The organism is Streptomyces sp. NBC_01276 (assembly GCF_041435355.1).
In the GTDB taxonomy this organism is placed as follows: domain Bacteria; phylum Actinomycetota; class Actinomycetes; order Streptomycetales; family Streptomycetaceae; genus Streptomyces.
The window spans coordinates 1,267,509-1,287,634 of the sequence record NZ_CP108442.1; the positions used below are offsets into that span (position 1 = coordinate 1,267,509).

The 20,126-nt window shown below is 74.6% G+C and carries 16 protein-coding genes and 1 riboswitch; of the genes, 11 read left to right on the top strand and 5 right to left on the bottom strand.

The window, feature by feature from the left end; translation table 11 throughout:
* Positions 1 to 8 precede the first annotated feature (8 nt).
* The 4 genes from OG295_RS05295 (at position 9) to OG295_RS05310 (ending at position 5,200) form a co-directional block, all read left to right on the top strand.
* Positions 9 to 2,846: an ATP-binding cassette domain-containing protein gene (locus OG295_RS05295; RefSeq protein ID WP_371675786.1), complete on the top strand. Its 2,838-nt coding sequence runs from the start codon at positions 9 to 11 to the stop codon at positions 2,844 to 2,846.
* Positions 2,843 to 3,613, top strand: coding sequence for an ABC transporter ATP-binding protein (locus OG295_RS05300; protein WP_371675787.1), 771 nt, complete (start codon positions 2,843 to 2,845; stop codon positions 3,611 to 3,613). The genes OG295_RS05295 and OG295_RS05300 overlap by 4 nt, the downstream gene beginning before the upstream one ends.
* Before the next feature lie 301 nt (positions 3,614 to 3,914).
* Complete coding sequence (locus OG295_RS05305; RefSeq protein ID WP_371675788.1) at positions 3,915 to 4,763, top strand: aldo/keto reductase; 849 nt, start codon at positions 3,915 to 3,917, stop codon at positions 4,761 to 4,763.
* An 11-nt stretch (positions 4,764 to 4,774) separates the two neighbouring features.
* Positions 4,775 to 5,200 (top strand): RICIN domain-containing protein, encoded by a 426-nt coding sequence (locus OG295_RS05310; RefSeq protein ID WP_371675789.1) that lies wholly within the window; start codon positions 4,775 to 4,777, stop codon positions 5,198 to 5,200.
* Between the two features lie 131 nt (positions 5,201 to 5,331).
* On the opposite strand, the gene OG295_RS05315 is transcribed toward OG295_RS05310, so the two are convergent.
* Entirely contained in the window at positions 5,332 to 5,637 is a 306-nt protein-coding gene (locus tag OG295_RS05315) for a 4a-hydroxytetrahydrobiopterin dehydratase (protein WP_371675790.1), read from the bottom strand.
* Between the two features lie 169 nt (positions 5,638 to 5,806).
* On the opposite strand from OG295_RS05315, the gene OG295_RS05320 reads away from it, so the two are divergent.
* The 5 genes from OG295_RS05320 to OG295_RS05340 all read left to right on the top strand — a co-directional run bounded on the left by OG295_RS05320 (position 5,807) and on the right by OG295_RS05340 (position 12,151).
* Positions 5,807 to 7,600 (top strand): FAD-dependent oxidoreductase, encoded by a 1,794-nt coding sequence (locus OG295_RS05320; protein WP_371675791.1) that lies wholly within the window; start codon positions 5,807 to 5,809, stop codon positions 7,598 to 7,600.
* A 23-nt stretch (positions 7,601 to 7,623) separates the two neighbouring features.
* Positions 7,624 to 8,457 (top strand): helix-turn-helix domain-containing protein, encoded by an 834-nt coding sequence (locus tag OG295_RS05325; protein WP_371675792.1) that lies wholly within the window; start codon positions 7,624 to 7,626, stop codon positions 8,455 to 8,457.
* A gap of 360 nt (positions 8,458 to 8,817) precedes the next feature.
* Positions 8,818 to 9,396, top strand: coding sequence for a toxin-antitoxin system, toxin component (locus OG295_RS05330; RefSeq protein WP_371675793.1), 579 nt, complete (start codon positions 8,818 to 8,820; stop codon positions 9,394 to 9,396).
* A gap of 74 nt (positions 9,397 to 9,470) precedes the next feature.
* The gene (locus OG295_RS05335) at positions 9,471 to 10,952 is read left to right on the top strand and encodes an NAD(P)/FAD-dependent oxidoreductase (protein WP_371675794.1); all 1,482 of its coding nucleotides are present in this window, start codon (positions 9,471 to 9,473) and stop codon (positions 10,950 to 10,952) included.
* The gene (locus OG295_RS05340; RefSeq protein WP_371675795.1) at positions 10,949 to 12,151 is read left to right on the top strand and encodes an MAB_1171c family putative transporter; all 1,203 of its coding nucleotides are present in this window, start codon (positions 10,949 to 10,951) and stop codon (positions 12,149 to 12,151) included. The genes OG295_RS05335 and OG295_RS05340 overlap by 4 nt, the downstream gene beginning before the upstream one ends.
* Positions 12,152 to 12,293: 142 nt before the next feature.
* Here the strand turns inward: OG295_RS05340 and OG295_RS05345 are convergent, their stop codons facing one another.
* Entirely contained in the window at positions 12,294 to 13,163 is an 870-nt protein-coding gene (locus tag OG295_RS05345; protein WP_356218220.1) for a bifunctional 5,10-methylenetetrahydrofolate dehydrogenase/5,10-methenyltetrahydrofolate cyclohydrolase, read from the bottom strand.
* Positions 13,164 to 13,190: 27 nt separating this feature from the next.
* A riboswitch (ZMP/ZTP riboswitch) is annotated at positions 13,191 to 13,288 on the bottom strand.
* Between the two features lie 57 nt (positions 13,289 to 13,345).
* On the opposite strand from OG295_RS05345, the gene OG295_RS05350 reads away from it, so the two are divergent.
* Both OG295_RS05350 and OG295_RS05355 read left to right on the top strand, forming a co-directional pair.
* Positions 13,346 to 14,107 (top strand): methyltransferase domain-containing protein, encoded by a 762-nt coding sequence (locus OG295_RS05350; RefSeq protein WP_371675796.1) that lies wholly within the window; start codon positions 13,346 to 13,348, stop codon positions 14,105 to 14,107.
* 237 nt (positions 14,108 to 14,344) lie between these two features.
* Positions 14,345 to 15,928 carry an RNA polymerase sigma factor gene (locus tag OG295_RS05355; protein ID WP_266843735.1) on the top strand — a complete coding sequence of 528 codons (1,584 nt, stop codon included), beginning with the start codon at positions 14,345 to 14,347 and terminating at the stop codon, positions 15,926 to 15,928.
* A gap of 78 nt (positions 15,929 to 16,006) precedes the next feature.
* On the opposite strand, the gene OG295_RS05360 is transcribed toward OG295_RS05355, so the two are convergent.
* The 3 genes from OG295_RS05360 to OG295_RS05370 form a co-directional block, all read right to left on the bottom strand.
* Positions 16,007 to 16,456: an SRPBCC family protein gene (locus tag OG295_RS05360; RefSeq protein ID WP_371675797.1), complete on the bottom strand. Its 450-nt coding sequence runs from the start codon at positions 16,454 to 16,456 to the stop codon at positions 16,007 to 16,009.
* Between the two features lie 54 nt (positions 16,457 to 16,510).
* A complete protein-coding gene (locus tag OG295_RS05365) occupies positions 16,511 to 17,926 on the bottom strand; it encodes an amino acid permease (protein ID WP_371675798.1) in 1,416 nt (471 codons plus the stop codon).
* 75 nt (positions 17,927 to 18,001) lie between these two features.
* Complete coding sequence (locus tag OG295_RS05370; protein ID WP_371675799.1) at positions 18,002 to 20,107, bottom strand: phage holin family protein; 2,106 nt, start codon at positions 20,105 to 20,107, stop codon at positions 18,002 to 18,004.
* Positions 20,108 to 20,126: the final 19 nt, after the last annotated feature.

Here is a 20,126-nt window from a genome sequence, read left to right on the forward strand (position 1 = left end):
GGCCCGCCATGGGGGATCTGCTCGTCTTCGTGCTGAGCGGTCTGGTCTCCGGAGCCCTGTACGCGCTGCTGGCCACCGGGCTGGTGCTGTCGTACTCGGCGTCCGGGCTGTTCAACTTCGCCCACGGGGCCACCGCCTACCTGTGCGCCCTGGTCTTCTACGAACTGCACTCCGGGCTCGGCTGGCCCGCCGTCCCGGCGGCCCTGCTGGTGGTCTGCGGACTGGCGCCCGGACTCGGGTGGGGGCTGGACCGGCTGATGTTCCGACGGCTCGCGCGGGTCGGGGAGAGCGCGCAGATCGTGGCGACCATCGGCCTGCTGGTGGCGCTGCCCGCCGCCGGGCTGTGGGCGGTGGAGCTGCTCTCGGACGCGGGCGCGCCGCTCAAGCCGGCGGAGAACCAGTTCGGGCTGCCGGGGGTCGGGCCGAGCCCGGCGAGGTCGTGGCGGCTCGCGGACGGCGTCGGCGTCGACTCCGACCAGCTGATCACCTGGGTGGTCACGGCGGTGGTGGCGGCGGCCCTGTGGGTGCTGCTGCGCCACACCCGGCTGGGGCTGCGGCTGCGGGCCGCCGTGGACGACCGGTCCCTGACCGAGCTGCGCGGGATCAGCGCCGACCGGCTGTCGTCGGTCGCGTGGATGATCGCGTCGGGGCTGGCGGGCCTCGCCGGGGTGCTGGCGACCCCGCTGCTGGGGCTGTCCGCGCACGACTTCACCCTGTTCCTCTTCGTGTCCGCGACGGCGGCGGTGATCGGGCGGTTCGCGTCCGTGCCGCTGGCGTTCGCGGGCGGGCTGGGGCTGGGGGTGCTGCAGAACCTGGTCGCCGGGTACGCGTCCTTCGCCGAGTCCGTCACCGGGTTCAGGACGGCGGTGCCCTTCCTGATCCTGTTCGGCGGGCTGCTGGTGCTCACCCGGCGGGCGCGCACCGCCGGGGTCGCCCCGGCGGACGCGCCGTCGCCGGACCATCTGGCCGGGGCCCCGTGGGCACGGCGGTGGGGGGTGTGGGCGGCCGGCGCCGGGCTGCTGTGCGTGGCCCTCTACACCGTCACCACCCCTTTCTGGAGCGGGTTGCTCGCGCAGGGGCTGGCCGTCGGCCTGGTGTTCCTGTCCTTCACGGTGGTGACCGGGCTCGGCGCGATGGTCTCCCTGGCGCAGGCCACCTTCGTCACCGCCTCGGCCCTCGTGGCGGGGCTGCTGATGAGCCGGGGCTGGCCGTTCGTGGCGGCGCTGGCGGTCGGCACCTGCGTGGCCGCCGCGCTGGGGGCGCTGGTCGCGCTGCCGGCCCTGCGGCTCGGCGGGCGGTCGCTGGCGCTGGCCACCCTGGCGCTGGCGTTCCTGGCCGACCAGGTGCTGTTCCAGATGCGGTGGCTGCGGGGCGGGGACGCCGGGTGGGCGGTGCCGAGGCCCGTGGTCGGGCCGGTGGACCTCTCCGACGACCGGGCGCTGGGGGTGGCGCTGGTGGTGCTGATCGCACTGGTGGCGGCCGGGCTGAGCGCGCTGCGCGACTCGCCGTCGGGGCGGGCGATGCTGGCCGTGCGGTCGGCGCCGGCCGCGGCGATGGCCTCGGGGGTGTCCGTGCTGCGCACGAAGCTGCTGCTGTTCACCCTGTCGGCGGGACTGGCGGGCTTCGGGGGCGTGATGTACGCCTCGTACAACACCCGGATCACGGCCACGGACTTCACCGCGATGACGGGGCTGGTGTGGCTGGCGGTGGTGGTCGCGGCGGGCGTGCGGAGGCCGCCGTACGCGGTGGTGGCGGGGCTGGTCTACGCGGTGGCCCCGCGGCTGCTGTCGGACTACGTGACGGAGTCGGCGCACCTGCCGGTGATCCTGTTCGGGCTGGCCGGACTGGCGCTGGCCAACGACCCCGACGGGTACTGCGCGGCCGTTCCGCTGCGCCGGGCGAAACGCCGGGCCCGTGCCGGGGGCGACCGGCCGGCGGGCTCCCCGGCCGGGGTGGCGGGGGCGGAGCCGGGCTCCACGGGGCGGTCCCCCGCCCCGGCCCTTCCCGACACCGGAGGCGAGCCCCCGGGCCACGGCGGGCGCACCGGCCCGGGAGGGGGGTCCCGCCCCGGAGAGGGGTCCGGGGCGCGGCGCGCGGCCCCGACCGGCGGCGTTCCGCGCCCCGCGCACCCCGCCCGGGCACCGGCCGGCCACCGGGCCGCGCTGGAGCTGCGCGGGATCCGGGCCGGCTACGACGGGGGGAACGTGCTGCGCGGGGTGGACCTCGGCGTGCGGCGCGGGGAGGTGCTGGCCGTGCTCGGGCCCAACGGGGCCGGGAAGAGCACCGCCTGCCGGGTGGCCGCCGGGCTGCTGCCCGCCACGGGCGGGTCGGTCTTCGTGGCCGGGCGGGACGCCACGCGTGACGGCCCCGTACGCCGCGCCCGGGCCGGGGTGCTCCTCGCCCCCGAGGGGCGGGGGATCTTCCCGGCGCTCACCGTGGAGGAGAACCTCGCCCTGCACCTCGAGGACCCCGGGGAACGACGGGCCGTGTACGACCGTTTCCCCCGGCTCGGGGAGCGGCGCAGGGTGGCCGCCGGGGCCCTGTCGGGCGGGGAGCAGCAGATGCTGTCGCTGGCCCCGCTGTTGCAGCGCCCGCCGGCGGTGCTGCTCGCCGACGAGCCCTCGCTCGGCCTCGCTCCGCGCGTCGTGGAGGAGGTGTACGCGCTGCTCACCGAGCTCCGCGGGGCGGGTTGCGCGGTGCTGCTGGTGGAGGAGAGGGCCGACGCTGTACTCGGGATCGCCGACCGCGTGGCCTTCCTCGCCCGGGGCCGGGTCTCCTGGTGCGGCCCGCGGGCCGAGGTGGACGCGGAGCGGCTCACCGAGGCCTACCTGGGGGTGGCGCGGTGAGCGGGTACGTGTTCGAGGCGCGGGGGGTCGGCGTGCGGTTCGGCGGGGTCCGGGCCCTGACCGGGGTGGACCTCGGGGTCCGGGCCGGGGAGGTGTGCGGGCTGATCGGGCCGAACGGGGCCGGGAAGACCACCCTGTTCGACGTGCTGTCGGGGCTCCGGCGGCCGGACCGCGGGCGGATGTTCCTCGACGGGGTGGACGTCACCCGCCGTTCCCCGGTGTGGCGGGCCCGGCACGGCGTGCGCCGGACCTTCCAGCGCCGACAGTTGTTCGGGCAGCTGAGCGTGGCCGACAACGTGCTCGTCGCCCAGGAGTGGCGGGGCGGCGGGGGCGGTCTGGCCGCCGGCCTGCCGGCCGCGCCGGGCCGGCGGGCCCGGGAACGGGCCCGCCGGGAGCGGGGCGGGGAGCTGCTGGCGGAGTGCGGGATCGGGGCCCTGGGGCCCGCGTACCCGAGCGGGCTGCCGGCCGGGCGGGCCCGGATGGTGGAGCTGGCCCGCGCGGTGGCCGACCGGCCGCGGGTGCTGCTGCTGGACGAGCCCGCCTCGGGGCTGTCGGGGGCGGAGCGGGAGCGGCTCGCCGCGGTGGTGCGGAGGCTGGCCGGGGAGGAGGGCTGCGCGGTGCTGCTGGTCGAGCACGACGTGGCCTTCGTGATGGAGCTGTGCGCGCGGGTGGTGGTCCTGGACCTCGGTACGGTCCTCGCCGAGGGAACCCCGGCCGAGGTCCGGGCGAACCCGCTGGTGCGGGAGGCGTACCTGGGTCCGCGGTGACCACGCCGCGGGAGCGCCGCCCCGGTGGGCCGTACGAGGTCCGGGCGAGGTCCGCGCGGGTCGGCGCCGGGTCCGCGCGGGGTCGGCGCCGGGTCCGCGCGGGTCGGCGCCGGGTCCGCGCGGGTCGGCGCCGGGTCCGGGCGGGGTCGCCGCCGGGTCCGGGCGGGGTCGCCGCCGGGTCCGGCGGAGGCCTGTGAGGTCCGCCCCGATGGCGGGAATAGGGCGTACGGGCGGCCGGTTGTCGCCCGTCGTACGCCGTGGCACGGACCACACCGCCCCGACCCCGAGGGAACGACCAGACGTGAACCAGGTCCCCAGCATCAAGCTCAACAACGGCACGGCCATGCCCCAGCTCGGTTTCGGCGTCTGGCAGGTCCCGGACTCCGAGGCCGAGCGGGCCGTGGGTACGGCGCTGGAGGCCGGCTACCGGAGCATCGACACGGCGGCGATCTACGGCAACGAGCGCGGCACCGGCCGCGCCGTGGCCGCGTCCGGGGTGCCGCGCGAGGAACTGTTCGTCACCACCAAGCTGTGGAACGGTCCGAAGCGGCGCTGGGGCCGGGACGAGGTGCTGCGGGCCTTCGACGACTCGCTCGACAAGCTGGGCCTCGACCACCTCGACCTGTACCTGATCCACTGGCCGCGCCCGATGCGCGACGACTTCCTCGCCATCTGGAAGACCTTCGAGGAGATCGCGGCGTCCGGCCGGGCCAAGGCCGTCGGCGTGTCGAACTTCCGCCCGGCGGACCTGGAGCGGCTCCGCGGCGAGAGCGCCCTGGTGCCGGCGGTGAACCAGGTCGAGCTGCACCCGCTGTTCCCGCAGGAGGAGCTGCGGGCGCTGCACGCCTCCCTCGGCATCGTCACCGAGGCCTGGTCCCCGCTCGGCCAGGGCAAGGAGCTGCTGACCCTTCCCGCGGTCGCCGCCGTCGCCGCCCGGCACGGCCGCAGCGCCGCGCAGGTGGTACTGCGCTGGCACCTGCAGCTCGGCAACGTCGTGATCCCGAAGTCGGTGACGCCCTCCCGGATCCGGGAGAACCTGGACGTGTTCGGCTTCGAGCTGGGCGCCGCGGACCTCGCGGAGCTGTCCGCCCTCGGTGCGGGCGCGGCGGGCCGCCGGATCGGCCCGGACCCGGCCGTCTTCGACGTCTGAGGAGCGGGCGCGTGAACCTCGTGGACGGGGTCTACCGGATCCGCAACGTGGAGAGCGGCCTGGTGCTGCAGCTGGAGGGCGCCTCCCGGGTGCGGGTGGGCCCGGACGGGCCGCCCGCGCCCGCCGCCGCCCGCCGGTGGCGGATCTCGCCGGTGCACAGCGGCGGCGGGATCTTCCACGTCGTGAGCGAGGACAACGGGCGGCGCCTGGACGTGGCGAACGCCTCGACGGACAGCGGGGCCCGGGTGCAGGTGTGGCGGGCCAATGCCTTCGGGGCGCAGGAGTGGCTCGTCGAGGAACACCTCGACGAGCCGGGGGTGGTGTCGCTGGTGGCGTGCATCAGCGGGCTGTCGCTGGAGGCCGACGCCGAGGGCCGGGCCCGGCAGGGCGAGGACACCGACTCCCCGTCGCAGTGGTGGCGGCTGGAGCCGGTGTGAACCCGCGCCGGACGGCTGCGGGGCGCGCGGCGTCGCAGACCCCTGGCCGGCCGCGGCCCCGGCCCCTGCGCTGTGGCCGGGCGGGGCCGGTCGGGGCCTCGCGGGACCGGGCGGGGCGGCGGCGCCGGGTGTCAGCTCGCGCCGTGGGCGGGTGCGAGGGATTCGACGCGTTCGGCGAGGGCGAAGTCCTTCTCGGTGACCAGGCCGCCGGCGTCGTGGCTGTTCACCGACAGGCGCACGGTGTCGTAGCCCAGGGTGAGGTCCGAGTGGTGGTTCAACTCGTCCTGCACCACGGTGACGTGGGTGACCAGCGCACTGGCGGCCCGGTGCGTGGCCAGCCGGTAGGTGCGGACGATGTGGTCGTCCTCGAAGGACCAGCCGGGGAGTTCCCGCAGCCGGTCCTCGATCTCCTTCTGCGAAAGCGGTTCGCTTGGCATCCGCGTTCTCCTTCCCCGTGACGTGTGGTCAGTTTCCCATAGGTGCGCCGGATCGAACCTTTCGCGCCATAGTGCGACCGGGTGCTCCCGCGCAGCTTCCGGGCCCCGGGCGGGCGCCCTATGCTCCTGCGCCGGACAGGCGTTACCACCGGTAACAAGGAGGCGGGGCATGGCGGCTCGTACGGGCGGTTCCAGGCGCGCGTTCATCGCGGGCGCGGCGGCGACCACGGCGGGCGCCCTGTCGGCCGCGGGGGCGGGCACCGCGCGGGCGGCCGCCGGCTCCGGCGCCGGCGCCGCGGCGGACCGGCGCACCGTCGCGGTCCTCGGCGGCGGGGTGGCCGGGATGACCGCGGCGCACGAGCTCGCCGAGCGCGGGTACGCCGTCACGGTGTACGAACGCCGGGCGCTCGGGGGCAAGGCCCGCAGCATGGACGTCCCCGGCAGCGCCCGGGGCGGGCGGCGCCCCCTGCCGGCGGAGCACGGATTCCGCTTCATCCCCGGCATCTACCACAACCTGCCCGACACCATGCGGCGCATCCCGTTCCCCGGGAACCCCAACGGGGTGTGGGACAACCTCGTCGCCCCCCGGGAGATGATGTTCGCCCGGTCGGGCGGACGCGAGGACCTGCGCGCCCCCGTCCCCTGGCCCGGCCACTCCCCCGCCGGGCTGACGCCCGAGGAGATCGGCCGCGCCCTGACCGGGATCCTGCAGACCCTGGTCCGGCTGCCCGCGCACGAGACGGCGTACTTCGTCAACCGCGTGCTCGTCTTCCTCACCAGCTGCGACGAGCGTCGCGAGGAGGTGTGGGAGCGCACCCCGTGGTGGGAGTTCACCCGGGCGGCCCGGATGTCGACCGAGTACCAGCGCATCCTGGCGATCGGCGTCACCCGCAACATCGTGGCCACCAAGGCCGAGGAGGCCTCCACCCGTACGGTGGGCACCCTGGGCGAGGCCTTCGTCTTCAACCTCCTGGGGCGCGGCGCCGACGGCCCGCCGGACCGGATCCTCAACCTCCCGACCAACGAGGCGTGGATCACTCCGTGGGAGACCCATCTGCGCTCCCTCGGAGTGGAGTTCAGGATCGGCTGGACCGTCGAGGAGGTCCGCTGCGACGGCGGCCGGGTGAGCGGGGTCGCGGTGCTGGAGCCGTCCGGGGCGCGCCGCACGGTCACCGCCGACCACTACGTCAGCGCGCTGCCCGTCGAACACGCCCGCCGCACCTGGAGCCCGGCCCTGCGGGCCGCGGACCCGATGCTGGGGCGCTGCGACGCGCTCCGGACGGACTGGATGACCGGCATCCAGTTCTACCTCACCGAACGCGCCCCGCTCGTCCACGGACACCTCAACTGCATCGACTCCCCCTGGTCGTTGACGGCCATCCAGCAAGCCGAACACTGGCCCTCCCGTGACTTCCCCGCCGACTACGGCGACGGGACGGCCGTGGACTGCCTGTCCGTGGACGTCTCCGAATGGGACAGGCCCGGGATCCTGTACGGGAAGACGGCCAAGGAGTGCACGCGCGAGGAGGTGGCCCGCGAGGTGTGGGCGCAGCTGAAGGCCTCCCTGAACGACACCGGGGCCGCTCCGCTCCGGGACGCCACGCTGCACTCCTGGTTCCTGGACCCGGGGGTCGACAGCCTCGGCACGCCGCACCCCACCAACCAGGACGAACTGCTGATCCATCCCACCGGCACCTTCCACAACCGGCCGAGCGCGGGAACCCGCGTCCCCAACTTCTTCCTCAGCGGGGACTACGTGGCGGTCGACATCGACCTCGCGACGATGGAGGGCGCCAACGCCTCGGCCCGTGCGGCGGTCAACGCCCTGCTGGACCGGGAGGGTTCGGCGGCGGACCGGTGCACCGTCACCGGTCTCTACCGGGCCCCCGAGGTGGAGTCGGCCAGGCGGCACGACCTGTGGCGCCACCGTCTCGGACTGCGGAACGTCTTCGACGTGGGCTGAGGGGGCCGGGTTACCGTCCGGGTATGACGACGGCGAGTGTGGGAATGCTGCTGCGCACCTGGCGGGAGCGGCGCGGGATCAGCCAGCTGGAGCTGGCGGGCCGCGCCGACTCCTCGTCCCGGCACATCAGTTTCGTGGAGAACGGCAGGTCCCGGCCGAGCGAGGAGATGGTGCTGCGGCTCGCCGACCACCTCGACGTGCCGGTGCGGGAGCGCAACGCCCTGCTCCTGGCGGCCGGTTACGCGCCCCGGTACGCGCACACCCCGCTGGACGCGCCCGCCATGGGAGCCCTGCGCGCGGGCATGGAGCAGCTGCTGACCGGCTACGAGCCGTACCCGGCACTGGTGGTGGACGGGACGTACACGGTGGTGGCGGCCAACCGGGGCATCGCGATGCTGCTGGACGGGGTGCCCGAGGACCTGCTGGAGCCGCCGCTGAACGCCATGCGGCTGACCCTGCACCCGCGCGGGCTGGCCCCCAGGATCCGCAACCTGCGCCAGTGGCGCGGTCATCTGCTGGCGCAGATGGAGCGGCAGATCGCGCTGTCGCGCTCGGAGCCGTTGCGCGCCCTGCACGAGGAGGTGGCGGCGTACCCGTTGCCGCCGGAGCCGGAGCCGGAGCCGGCGTCCGACGCGCACCGGCCGGGGGGCGCGGACGGCGGGGAGGGAGGCGAGGAGCCGGTCCCGTACATCGCGCTGCCCCTGCTGATCGAGCACGACGGGCACCTGCTGTCCTTCGTGTCCTCGATCTCGACCTTCAACACGCCGCTGGACGTGACGGTCGCCGAGCTGGCCATCGAGACCTTCCTCCCCGCCGACCCGGCGACGGTGAAGTACCTGCGTTCACTGGCTCCCTGAGCCGGCCGCGCGCAGCGCCGGCTGCCGGAGCGGCGCGAAGCGGGCGAGGCCGTCGCCGGTCGCCTCCGTCGGGGTCGGTCGGTGGATGTCGGGGGTGCGGGTCCCGGAGCCGAGTGCGCGGCCCCGGAGCCCGTGGACCCCACTGTGCCCGCGCCCCGGAAAGGGGTCGATTACCTCCGGGGTCATGGCGGGGTGCGGGCGTGCCCGGCCGGGGGCCGCCATTGCGGGAGGCGCTGGTTGGGGGGCGGCAACGGCGGCTAGGCTGCGCTCAAAACAAACTGATCGAACGTCTTGTCGACATATGGAGAATCACCCCGTGCGAGCCGCCGCCCGGCCCCACCCCGTCGGGGATGAGGCGCCATGAGGACCACACGGACCATGCGCGGGCTCGGCGCCGACCTGCTGGCCGGCACGCGGATCACCCGGCCCACCGACGTCGCCGGGGTCATCGGCGCCCTCTGTGCCGCCTTCGAACGCCGGCGCGCCGGACGGCCGGTCGACTTCCACTTCGCCCCGTTCCCCCCGGACTCGGCGAGCGGACTGTGGCTGGACCTCGACGACCGCGACCTGATCGTCATCGAGGCGCACACCCGCCCCGAGCACCAGCTCGTCATCGCCTGCCACGAGCTGTGGCACGTGGAGGAGGGGACCTCCTTCGACCTCGGTCCGGGCATGACGGTCGCCGCCCGCCTGACGGGGCGCCACGGCTGCCTCGCCGGACTCGTGGAGTCCGAGACCGGGCTGGCCTCGGTGATCCGGCGGGCCGCCGCCCGGGCCGACCTGGGGGACCCGGCGGAGATCCGGGCCGAGACCTTCGGCCTGCACCTGGGCAAACTCCTGCGGCCCTACCTCCAGGGCCCCCGGGAGGAGCGGTTCCCCGAGGCGATCGAGCGGATCAGCACCTCGCTCGGCTGGGGAAGCCCCACGCCCCGCCGGTGACCGGCGCCCCCACCGGCCGCCGCCCCCGCGCGCCGCTGCCCCGGCCGCGGCCCCAGACAGAGAGCACGCCCACGATGAACCAGTCATCCGCGTCCCGCCACGCCGTCGTGATCGGCGGCAGCCTGATCGGCCTCCTCGCGGCCGCCGTACTGGCCGAACACGCGACGGTCACCGTCATCGAGGCGGACGTGCTGCCCGAGGGCCCCGCGCCGCGCCGGGGACTCCCCCAAGCCCGCCACACCCACCTGCTCTGGTCGGGCGGGGCGCGCGCCTTCGAGCGGATCCTGCCCGGCATCACCGACGACTGGACGGCTGCGGGCGCCCTGCGCCGCAGTCTGCCCACGGACCTGGCCACCATGACCGCGCAGGGCTGGATCTCGCGGTGCGGGGAGAAGCAGTTCAACATCTCCTGCAGCCGCGACCTCCTCGACTCGGTGGTCCGCGCCCGGGTGACCGGCCTCGACGGGGTCCGCGTCCTCCAGCGGAGCCGGGTCCGCGGCCTGGAGGGCACCGCGGCCCGGATCACCGGCGTCCGGGTCGACACCCCCGACGAGCGGAACCGGACGGTGGACGCCGACCTCGTGATCGACGCGAGCGGACGCGGTTCGCGGGCCACGGCCTGGCTCGGGGCGCTCGGCGTGAACGGCATCCGGCGGTCCGAGGTCGACTCCGGTCTCGTCTACGCGACGCGGATCTTCGAGGCCCCGGCCGGGGCGCACGCGGCGGGGTTCCCCATCGTCAACGTGCAGTCCGACCCCCGCGTGCCCGTACCCGGGCGGACGGCCACGATCGTGCCCGTCGAGGACGGCCGGTGGCAGGCCACCCTCTCCGGCACCCGGGGCGGCGAGCCGACCGGGGACCCCGACCTGTTCGTCCCGTTCGCCAAGGGGCTGCGGGACCCGATCGTCGGCGAACTGCTGGAGGGCAGGAAACCCCTGACGGACGTCGCCGTCACCCGGGGCAACGCCAACCGCCGCGTCTTCTTCGAGAAGGCGGAGCTGCCCGACGGCTTCTTCGCCGTCGGCGACGCCGTCGCCACCTTCAACCCGCTGTACGGGCAGGGCATGTCGGTCGCCGCGCAGGGGCTGCTGGCCGTACGGGAGCTGCTCCGGGCGAAGGGGCTCGGCCACCCCGGCATCGGCCGCGCGGCACAGCGGGCGCTCACCCCGCGGGTGAGCACCGCCTGGGAGCTCGCCACGACGCAGGACATCCGCTACCCGGGGGCCACCGGCATGGAGCCGCGGCCCGGGGCCGGGCTCCTCGACGCGTACGTCGGGCGGCTGATGACGGGCGCCACCACCGACGAGGTGCTCACCGCGGCCCTGTTCGACGTCATCACCATGAGCGACGCGCCCACCCACTGGCTGCGCCCGTCGGTGCTCTGGCACGTACTGCGCGCTTCGGACCGGGGCGCGTCCCCGGTGCCGCCGCTCACCGCGGGGGAGCGGGCCGTCGGCGGGCTCCCCCCGGCGGCCGGACCCGCGGACCCTGCGGCCGGAACGGCGGACCCGGCGGACCCGGCGGACCCCGTCGACCCCCTCGGGCAGGGCCGGTGAGCGGCGGGATCCTGGTGCAGCTGCCGGGAATCCTGATGGTCCTGGCGCTGCTGATCAAGGCCCCGAGCATGCGCCGGGACTGGGACCAGCCCCTGAACCGGACCGCGTGCGCGCTGCTCGTCCTGGGCGCCCCCATCAACTTCCTGGCGTCGCCGCCGACGATCTCGGCGGTCAACCGTCTCACCGGCGTGGTCAACTTCTCCGCGCCGTTGGTGTTCTGCCTGGCCACGCTGTTCTCCGGGGCGTGCGTCGTCCTCGTCCTGCAGTGGCGCGGCGGGCCGCCCGCGGCCGTGCGACGGGCCACGCGGCGGACGATCGCCGTCTTCGGCGCGGCGGCCGTCGCGATCGTCGCCCTGTTCGTGATCGGCGACGCGCCGGTGGAGCGGCTCCAGGACCTGGACACGTACTACGCCACGACGCCCTGGATCCGCGAGATGATCGTCTGCTTCCTCGTGGCGCACACCGTGGGCACCTCGGCGCTGACCTGGCTGTGCGGGAAGTGGCTGTGGCGGGCGGACCGCTCGCTGCGACCGTTGCGCAGCGGGCTGGCCCTGATCGTGCTCGGCGGGGCGCTGGACCTGTCCTACCTCGCCGCCAAGTGGGCCTCGGTGGCCGCCCGCTGGGCCGGCCGCGACTGGGTGCACCTGTCCACGGACGTGGCACCGCCGCTGGCCGCCGCGGCCGGTGTGATGGTCGGGGCGGGGTTCATCGTGCCCCTGGCCGGCGGCTCGGAGGCCTGGCGGGACTTCAGCCAGTACCGCAGGCTGCGTCCGCTGTGGAAGGCGCTGCGCGGGTTCGCGTCCCGCAACGTGACGACGGTCCCGCTGACCTGGTGGTCACCGGTGGGGATCCGGCTGGTCCACCGCGAGTCGGTGATCGACGACGGGCTGCTGGCCCTGGCCGGCTGGTTCGACCCCGAGGTGCGCACGGCGGCGTACGGGGCCGCGCGCCGGCAGGGCCTGGACGAGCCGGCCGCCTCGGTGGTGGCGGACGCCGCCATGCTCGCCGCCGCCTGCCGGCTCCGGGCGGCCGCCGACCGGAACGGCTCCGGCGGCTCCGGCGGCCGGGCGGCCGGGACGGGGCGGAAGGACGCCGTCCCGCACCGGCTGGGCTCCCAGCCCCTGACGGCGCTCGCCCGGGAGTTCCGCGCGTCCCCGATCGTCGCGGCGGCCCGCCGGGGTGCGCCGGCGGCGGGCTGAGCCGTCCGCAGGCCCCGGACCGGCCCGGCGGGACCCGCCGGGCGCGGTGACCCCTCGGCCGTCCTGTCCGGAGCACGGCGAACGCCCCGGACCGAAGGGTCCGGGGCGTTCGTACTCCGTACGCCGTCGCGTGCGGTGGGGGTCAGAGGGCCGCGAGGTCCAGGCCGGCCTGCGCCGCCGCGGCCTGCACCGTCTGCTCCAGCAGGACGGCGATGGTCATCGGGCCGACGCCGCCGGGCACCGGGGTGATCAGGGAGGCGCGGGCGGCGGCCGACTCGAAGTGGACGTCGCCGACGTTGCCCTCGTTGTAGCCGGCGTCGAGCACGACCGCGCCCGGCTTGATGTCCTCGCCGCGGATGAACTCGGCCTTGCCCACGGCGGCGACGAGCACGTCGGCCTGGCGCACGATCGAGGGCAGGTCCACGGTGCGGGAGTGACAGTAGGTGACCGTGGCGTTGCGCTCCAGCAGCAGCATGCCGGCCGGCTTGCCCAGGATGGCGCTGCGGCCGACGACGACGGCGTGCTTGCCGGTGAGGTCGACGTCGTAGGCCTCCAGGAGGCGCATGATGCCGCCGGGGGTGCAGGAGACGAAGCCCGGCAGCCCGAAGCCCATGGCGGCGAAGGAGTGCATGGTGACCCCGTCGACGTCCTTGCCCGGGGCGATGGCCTCGAAGGCGGCGCGCTCGTCGATGTGGTGCGGAACGGGGTGCTGGAGCAGGATGCCGCTGATCTCCGGGTCCTCGGAGAGCTCGGTGAGGGCGGCCACCAGCTCCTCCGTGGTGGTCGAGGCGGGCAGCTCCACGTGGCGGGAGGTGATCCCGGCCTTGGCGCAACGGTTCTGCTTCATGCGTACGTAGGTGACGGACGCGGGGTCCTCGCCGACGAGGACGGTGGCGAGGCAGGGCGCGGTACCGGTGCGCTCGGTGATCTTCGCCGCGAGGGCGGCGGTCTGCTCGGAGATGCGGCGGGCGAGGGCGGTGCCGTCCATCAGCTGGGCGGTGGCGGTCGTCATGGGGTCTCCTGAACGTCGCTGCGGATCGCGGATCGCCCAGGCGCGCGGCAGTCGACGTACGGAGGTGGGCACGCCGGGCCGCTCCCCGGTGGTGATCCACCCGAACGCCAGTCACGGCCCGTCGCACAGTCTAGTCGACATATCCGGTGGTCGGCCTGGGCCCGGCCTGGGACGATCGGGGCATGACGCGCACTTTCGACCATCTCGTCGCCGAAGCCGAGACCGTCTCCGTGGACGGCTGGGACTTCTCCTGGCTGGACGGCCGGGCCACCGAGCAGCGGCCCTCCTGGGGGTACCAGCGGCTGCTGGCCGATCGGCTGGCACGGGTCCGGTCCGCCCTCGACATCCAGACCGGCGGGGGCGAGGTGCTGGCGGGCGCGGGCCCCCTTCCCGCGCTGACGGCGGCCACGGAGTCCTGGCCGCCGAACATCGACAGGGCGACCCGGCTGCTGCACCCGCTCGGCGCGGTGGTGGTGGCCGACGCCGACGAGCCGCCGCTGCCCTTCGGCGACGAGGCCTTCGAGCTGGTCGCGAGCAGGCACCCGGTGACCATCTGGTGGGAGGAGATCGCGCGGGTGCTGACACCGGGCGGGACGTACCTCTCGCAGCAGGTCGGACCGGCCAGCGTGTTCGAGCTCGTCGAGTACTTCCTGGGCCCGCAGCCGGAGGAGGTGCGCCGCGCCCGCCACCCCGACGACGCGGTCGCCGACGCCACGAAGGCGGGCCTGGAAGTGGTCGATCTGCGCTCCGAGCGGCTGCGGACGGAGTTCCACGACATCGGAGCCGTGATCTACTTTCTCCGGAAGGTGATCTGGATGGTGCCCGGCTTCACGGTCGGGCAGTACCGGGACCGGCTGCGCGAGCTCCACGAACGGATCGAGCGCGAGGGCCCGTTCGTCGCGCACACCGCCCGTTTCCTGATCGAAGCTCGCAAAACGGACTGAGGTCGGACCGGCGGAAGGCGTGGATCCGGCGCGGACGGATCCACGCGGAATCGGTTGCGCGGCCACAGCGTGGCGCAGGTCACTCAATTCAGCGCGTAACGAATCGACTCGGGCATGCGATGAACCGACAGGTGTCCTCGCGCGGCCCCGGAATACAGACCCCCCTCGGGTCTGTTTCCCGAGTTCGCGCGATGATGTCCCGCCCACCCCTTATCTGTTCGCAACGAGAGGCTCCTTGTGTCGCTCAGCCCGTCCCGTACGTTCCCTCCGGAGATCGCCGAATCGGAGGCCCTCGTCGCGCTCGTCGAGCGCGGCCGCGAGCAGGGTCACATCAACGGTGACGATGTGCGCCAGGCCTTCGAGGCCGGCCGCATCCCGGTGGACCAGTGGAAGCGGGTCCTGCGCAGCCTGAACCAGGTCCTGGACGAGGAGGGTGTCGCCCTCCACGTCAGCGCCGCCCCCGCCACCAAGGCCGCCGCCAAGAAGCCCCGCAAGGCGGCCGCCGCCCCCGCCCGCACCGTGACGAAGAAGGCCGCCCCGCCGCGCCCCATCGGCGCGCGCAAGACCTCGGCCACGGCCCCCGCCACCGCGGCGGCGATATCCGCTCCGTCGGCCGCCGCCACCGGGGACGAGGCGACGGCCGAGGCCGCCGCCGAGCCGAAGAAGCGCACGGTCAAGAAGACCGCGGCCAAGAAGGCCACGGCCACCAAGAAGACCGCCGCCACCAAGAAGGCCGGCGCCAAGGACGCGGACGACGCCGAGAACCCGGGCGCCGAGGGCGAGGACTGGGCCGTCGAGGACCTCGCCGACGAGGCCGAGGAGGAGACGCCCAAGGCGGCCGGAACCCAGGGCTTCGTGCTGTCCGACGACGACGAGGACGACGCCCCGGCGCAGACCGTCATGGTCGCCGGCGCCACCGCCGACCCCGTCAAGGACTACCTGAAGCTGATCGGCAAGGTGCCGCTGCTCAACGCCGAGCAGGAGGTCGAGCTCGCCAAGCGCATCGAGGCGGGTCTCTTCTCCGAGTACAAGCTCGAAGAGGAGGAGGACCACAAGCCCGCGTTCAAGCGCGAGCTGGAGATCCTCGTCGAGGACGGCCGCCGGGCCAAGAACCACCTGCTGGAGGCCAACCTCCGCCTCGTGGTCTCGCTGGCCAAGCGCTACACGGGCCGCGGCATGCTCTTCCTGGACCTGATCCAGGAGGGCAACGTCGGTCTGATCCGCGCCGTGGAGAAGTTCGACTACACCAAGGGCTTCAAGTTCTCCACGTACGCGACCTGGTGGATCCGGCAGGCGATCACGCGTGCCATGGCCGACCAGTCGCGCACGATCCGCATCCCCGTCCACATGGTCGAGATCATCAACAAGCTGGCGCGCGTGCAGCGCCAGATGCTCCAGGACCTCGGCCGGGAGCCCACTCCGGAGGAGCTGGGCAAGGAACTCGACATGACCCCCGAGAAGGTCATCGAGGTCCAGAAGTACGGCCGCGAGCCGATCTCCCTGCACACCCCGCTGGGTGAGGAGGGCGACAGCGAGTTCGGTGACCTCATCGAGGACTCCGAGGCGGTCGTCCCGGCCGACGCCGTGTCGTTCACGTTCCTCCAGGAGCAGCTGCAGTCGATCCTGGGCACGCTCTCGGAGCGTGAGGCGGGCGTCGTCTCGATGCGTTACGGCCTGAACGACGGCCAGCCGAAGACCCTGGACGAGATCGGCCGCGTGTACGGGGTCACCCGTGAGCGCATCCGCCAGATCGAGTCCAAGACCATGTCGAAGCTGCGCCACCCGTCGCGTTCGCAGGTGCTGCGCGACTACCTCGACTGAGTCGGCCGCCGGGCCCGCGGGCCCGGCGGCGGAACGCGGAAGCCCGCGCCGTTCGTACGGCGCGGGCTTCCGCGTTCCTCAGGCGGCCGGGTGTTCGAGCATGTGCTTCAGCTTCTCCTCGCCCCGGGGCATCTCCTTGCGGGCGAAGGGCCGCACGAGGAGCGGTACGAGGGCCCGGCCGATGCCGTGGCCCTCGAAGTCCATGGCGAGGGTCACCCGGGAGCGCCGGCCGTCGCCGAGGGGTTCGATGGTGCCCCGCACGTCGGGCCGCACGGGGCCGTCGATCCCGTGCAGGTGCCAGCTCCTGGGCGGGTCCAGTTCCAGGAACTCGATGGTCGTGGGGAACTCCCGCTTGCCGATCCGCCGGGTGACCTCGACCCGGGAGCCGACGTGGACCGGCATGTCGCCCAGCGGGTGGACCGACACCGCGCTGCCCTGCCATTCCGGCAGGCGCGTCGGGTCCGTCACGTAGGAGTAGACCTCGGCCGGGCTGCGGGAGATGTCGATGGTCTCCCTGATCGCCGACATGGCGACCCCCTTTCGACCCCCTGGCGGTCCCCTCCGACCACGCTACTCCGCAGGTCAGGCAGGGGCCCGGTGTTTGCGGGCGGCCATCAGCGCATAGAGCAGGACGCCCGCGAAGAGGAAGAGCACGCCCTGGTAGACGGCCGCGTAGCCGGATCCGGCGACCAGCCACATCGAGAAGGCGAAGGCCAGACCGGCGAGGACGGCGTCGCGCACCAGCTGCCCGCGCCGGACCCGCTCGCTCCGGCCGGAGGCCAGGAAGTAGAGCTGTGCGGCGGTGGACAGCAGGTAGGGGACGGTGGCCGTGAAGGTGGTGACCAGCACCAGCATCTCGAAGACGCCCGCGGAGCCGGCCGTGTAGTTGTAGACGGTCAGCGCGGAGGCCAGCACGGCCGTGACCAGGACGCCGACCACCGGGACCCCGCGCTTCCTCGTCTCGAAGACCTTCGGGAAGAGCCCGTCCCGGGCGGCGGCGTACGGGGTCTGCGCGCTGAGCAGGGTCCAGCCGTTGAGCGCGCCGACCATCGAGATCACCGCGGCGCAGGCGACGGCCGTGCCGCCCCAGGTGCCGCCGAACATCGCGTTGACGGCGTCCGAGAAGGGGGCCTGGGAGGAGACCAGCTTCTCGTGGGCGACCAGCCCGAAGACGGAGAGGGTGCCGAGGAGGTAGACGACCGCGGCGCCCGCCGTGCCCAGGATGGTGGCCCGGCCGACGTTGCGGGCGGGGTCGCGGACCTCGCCCGCGCTCACCGCGGCGGATTCCACGCCGAGGTAGCTGAAGAGCAGGATCGCGGCGGAGGCCGACACGGCCCCGACGGGGCTCTGGTCGGTGGTCCGGAACGGGCCGAGGTTCGCGGGGTCGAAGAAGAACAGTCCGCCGACGGCCACCAGCAGCAGCGGGGCCAGCTTCAGGACGGTCGCGACGAGCTGGACGGCGCCCACGTACCGGGTGCCGGCGAGGTTGGCGAGGGCGGGCAGCCACTGGACGGCCAGGGCGGCCAGGCACATGGACCACCGGTGGGCGCCGACCGCGGGGAAGAGCACCCCGAGGTAGCCGACCGCCGCGACCGCGAGGGCGGCGTTGGAGACCCAGGTGGTGATCCAGTAGCTGTAGGCGGCGAGGAATCCCGCGAAGTCCCCGAATGCGGCGCGGACGTACACGTACGGCCCGCCGGTCTGCGGGTGGCGCTCGGCGAGGCGGCCGAAGACCAGGGCCAGGGCGATCGCGCCGGCGGTGAGGACGGCGAAGGCCACGAGGCTGACCGTGCCGAAGGGTGCCACCGAGGCGGGGAGCAGGAAGATCCCGCCGCCGATGATGTTGCCCATGACCAGGCAGATGGCGATCGGGAGGCCGAAGCGGCGGGTGTGCCGGTCCCCGGGGCGGTCGCCCGGCGGGACGGCGGCGGACCCGGGGGCCGCGGGGGCTTCGGAGGCCCGGTCGACCTCGGTCGGCGGGGCTGCGGTGCTGCTCATCGGTGGTGCGCCTCGGAATGTCTCACATGGTGGGCAGGTCAGCACATGGTTGACCACGCCGGGGACTGCACCAAATCACCGGTTTTCGTCCGGTGCGGACACCCCTGCGGAAGGAAGGGTTCCGCCCGGCGGGCCGTCCGGCCGGTGATCCTCCGGACCCCGGCCGGTGCCGGTCAGCGGGACCTGCGGCCCGTCCGCCTCGCGCAGCCAGCGGCGCAGCACGTGGTGCACGGCCTCGGCGCCGACCAGCTCCCGACCGGGCTCCGACAGCTCCGTCGGCCACATCAGGAAGGGGCGGCCCTGCTCCCCGCCGAGGCCCCCGTGCGAGCCGATCTGCTCCTCGAAGGCGTGCACGGCCCCGCTCTCCGGGTCGTACGCGGAGTTGACCATGATGTCCGCCACGTGCGGGAACGAGTCCGTCCGGCGGACCGCGTCGGCCGCGCCCGGGCCGAAGGCCGCCAGCAGCTCCTCCGCCGCGCCGGGCACGTCCAGCCGGGCCGCCGCCCCGGCCGGCCCGAGCACCTCCCCGTCCACCAGGAGGAAGCCCACGCCGGGATGGTTCGCCAGGGTGGGCAGCAGGGCGGGGTGCGCCCGTTCGATCCACTGCCGTGAGGCACGCCCCGGCACGTCGGGGAAGGAGATCAGCCCGAGGTTGCCCGAGGCCAGCACCAGCGGATCCGGTCCGGGCTCCGGGCGGGCCTCCTCGTCCGCCTCCTCCACCGGCCGGTGCAGGGCGGCCCGTACGGCCGCGCGTGCCTCGGCGCCGCTGCGGGTCCGGCCGGCCCGGCGCGGGACGGGCAGCCCGCAGCCTGCCCGGACCAGGTCCTTCAGGCTCAGGCCGTAACGGCCGAGGAAGGTCTCCCCGGGGCTCTGTCCGTGGTCCGACAGCAGGACGAACCGGTACTCCCGCGGCGCGTGCTCGGCGACCCGGGCGATCAGCGCCAGGCTCCGGTCGAGGCGGGCCAGCACCTGGTCGGTGTCGCGGCCGTGCGGTCCCGAGTGGTGCGCGACCTCGTCGTAGGCGACCAGGTCGGCGTAGACGCAGGCGCGGCCCGCGAGCATGTCCCCGAGCACCGCGTAGACGACCACGTCGCGTTCGATGACCGTCGCGAAGGCCCTGATCAGCGGGTACAGGCCACCGCGGGAGACCCGGGGCGCCACCTTCCGGGCACGGGCGCGCAGCGACTGGCCGATCTCCCGGACCACCTCGGCGGCCAGGGACAGGGTGGTGCGCACCGCGTTGGCCGGGTCGGAGAAGTAGGCGAAGTACCCGGAGCGGGAACGGTGGGCGGGGCCCCGGCGGGCCGCGACCGACAGCACCAGGGCCAGCTGGTCGGCGCCCCCGCCGAACAGGTTGCCGCGGCTGGCGCCGTCGAGGGTGAGCAGACCGCCGTCGCCGGTGCGCTCGACGGCGCGGCGCTGGAGTTCGGCCGCGCTGGTGGGCCGGTTGCAGACCATCACCTCGCGGGAGTCCTTCTCGTACCAGCGGAAGGCCGGGACGTCGAAGTTGGAGCCGTGCAGGATGCCGAGCTGGCTCGCGCCGGTCTGGCTGGACCAGTCGGTGCGCCAGGACGTCACGCGGTGGCTGCGCTCCAGCCAGTCCGCCACCGTCGGCATCAGGCCCTCGGCCGCGGCGCGGCGCAGCACCTCGAAGCCGACCCCGTCGAGCTGGACGCACAGCAGTCCGGGGCTGCCTCCCCGCGGCGTCCCGTAGCGGCGCCGGCGGCGGTCGGCGAGCCGGTACAGGCGGCGCCGGTAGGCCTCGTCGTCGCGTACCGCGAGGGCGGTGGAGGTGGCCGAGGCGACGGCGGACATCACCGCCGCGACGACCACCGCGGTGTCGGGCGCGACCTCGGCGCCCCGCTCCCCGGGGATCAGGTTCAACACCATCAGCAGCAGGGAACCGTTGAGGAAGAACACCAGCAGTCCGAGCACCAGGGCGGGCACGAGCAGCAGGGCGCGGACGAGGGCGGGCCAGACCAGGGCGCTCAGCAGGCCGAAGGCCCCGGCGGCCCAGGCGGCGGTCAGCCCGACCCGGGTGACGCTGTCGCCGTCGGCCGACTGGAGGCGGAAATCGGGCAGGAGCGCGGCGAGCGCGAGCATGGTGAGGGTGGACACCGCCCACACGACGAGCACCCGTACCAGCGCGCCGCCCGCGGCCCGCCACCGCCCTCGCCTCACGCCGCACCCGCCTCGCTCC